Source organism: Rhizobacter sp. P3_B12 (genome assembly GCF_056402895.1).
The window spans coordinates 1-1,825 of the sequence record NZ_JBFUGN010001132.1 but is presented as its reverse complement, the minus strand read 5'-3'; the positions used below and the strand labels follow the sequence as shown (position 1 = coordinate 1,825).

Annotated in this window: 2 protein-coding genes and 1 pseudogene; all 3 read right to left on the bottom strand. The window is 68.1% G+C overall.

The window, feature by feature from the left end; all coding sequences use genetic code 11:
- Nucleotides 1-270, bottom strand: a pseudogene (malE, locus tag AC1D01_RS32955) (maltose/maltodextrin ABC transporter substrate-binding protein MalE); the annotation flags it as partial.
- A 51-nt stretch (nt 271-321) separates the two neighbouring features.
- A complete protein-coding gene (locus AC1D01_RS32950) occupies nt 322-1,434 on the bottom strand; it encodes an ABC transporter ATP-binding protein (RefSeq protein ID WP_477873690.1) in 1,113 nt (370 codons plus the stop codon).
- 126 nt (nt 1,435-1,560) lie between these two features.
- On the bottom strand, nt 1,561-1,825 hold a 265-nt coding region (locus AC1D01_RS32945; protein WP_477873689.1), incomplete at its 5' end, for a carbohydrate porin.

Below are 1,825 nucleotides of genomic sequence, written 5' to 3'. Positions count from 1 at the left end.
GATCCAGATGGCCGGGCCCTTGCCGGCCGCGGCCGCCTGCTGGAACTTGTTCGGCGCGTCCTCCGGGTGCTCCACCACCACCTGCACCCCCGTCTTGGCGGTGAACTCCTCGCCCACCTTGGCCAGGCCGTTGTAGCCCTTGTCGCCGTTGATCCAGATCAGCAGCTTGCCGGGCTCGGCCGCCTGCGCGGCGAGCGGCAGCGTGCCGGCCAGGGCCAGCGCCGCGGCCGAGGCCAGCAGCGCGAGAGGGAGTCGTCTGGTGGTGCTCATCGTCGTGTCTCCTGTGGTGGCCTCGTGGGCCGTCGAACGCCTGCGCCGCCTTCAGCCGGCGCCCGGGAGCGTACGCCCCTGGGCGTCGAACAGAAAGCCGCGCTGCGGCGAGAAACTGAGGTACGCGGTGTCGCCGGTCTTCAGCGGGTTGTCCGGAGCGGTGCGGATCGTCATCGCCTCGCTTCTCGTTGACGAATCCAGGCCGGTCAACGTGACGTGCAGATACGTGGTGTCGCCCAGGTGCTCGGCCAGCTGCACATGCGCGCGCATCGCGCCTTCGCGCGGCTGGGCGCTCGCCTCGAGGTGCTCCGGGCGCAGGCCGACGGTGACCTTGGTGCCGGCCGGGACCGAGGCCGCATCGGCAGCCACCGTCACCGCCGAGCCGTCGTCCAGCGCGACGTGGGCCAGTTGCGTGTTGGTGCCCGTCAGCGTGCCGCCGATGAAGTTCATCTTCGGCGAGCCGATGAAGCCGGCGACGAAGCGGTTCACCGGCCGGTGGTACAGCTCCATCGGCGTGCCCACCTGYTCGATGCGGCCYGCGTTGAGCACGACGATGCGATGCGCCAGCGTCATCGCCTCCACCTGGTCGTGCGTCACGTAGACCATCGTGGTCTTCAGTTCCTGGTGCAGGCGCGAGAGCTCCACGCGCATCTGCACGCGCAGTGCCGCATCCAGGTTCGACAGCGGTTCGTCGAACAGGAACACGCCCGGCTTGCGCACGATCGCACGGCCGATGGCCACGCGCTGGCGCTGGCCGCCGGACAAGGCCTTGGGCTTGCGCTCCAGCAGGTGCTCGATCTGCAGCACCTGCGCCGCGCGGCTCACGGCCGCGCGCATCTCGTCCTTSGAATAGCCGGCCAGCCGCAGCCCGAAGGCCATGTTCTCGGCGACCGTCATGTGCGGGTACAGCGCGTAGCTCTGGAACACCATCGCGATGCCGCGTTTGGCCGGCGGCACGTCGTTGACGAGTKCGCCGCCGATGTACAGCTCGCCCGCGGTGATGTCTTCGAGGCCGGCGATGCAGCGCAGCAGCGTCGACTTGCCGCAGCCCGACGGGCCGACGAACACCAGGAACTCKCCATCGCGGACCTCGAGGTCCACGCCGTGCAGGATGACGACGTCGTCGAACGCCTTGCGCAAGGCCTTCAGCTGGAGATCGGCCATGGATTGCTCACGTTGTCGTTCCCCGGATGTCGGAAGTCACAAGTCAAAAGGGCCGGCTTCTCAGCCGGCCCGTACTGCTCTCAACTCAGCATTTCAGCAAAACCGAGTCTTCAAACCGTTCCTCTATCAGAACCAGATTTCAGCCTGCGCACCATAGGACGTGCCCTTGGTGTCGCCGTTGGCGCGGTTGGTGACGCCGGCGCCGCCGTTCTCGGCCGCGTTGGCGGCCGCGTTCCACTTGGCCGTGGTCACGTACAGGCGCAGTTCCGGACGGTTCCAGAAGCCCGGGCCCGTCGACAGCGTCGGCGCGAACGTCAGCTTCGCCAGCTTCTGCGTGTCGCTGCCGTCCGGCTTCTTCTGCACGTACGCGGCTTCGCCCACCAGCTTGAAG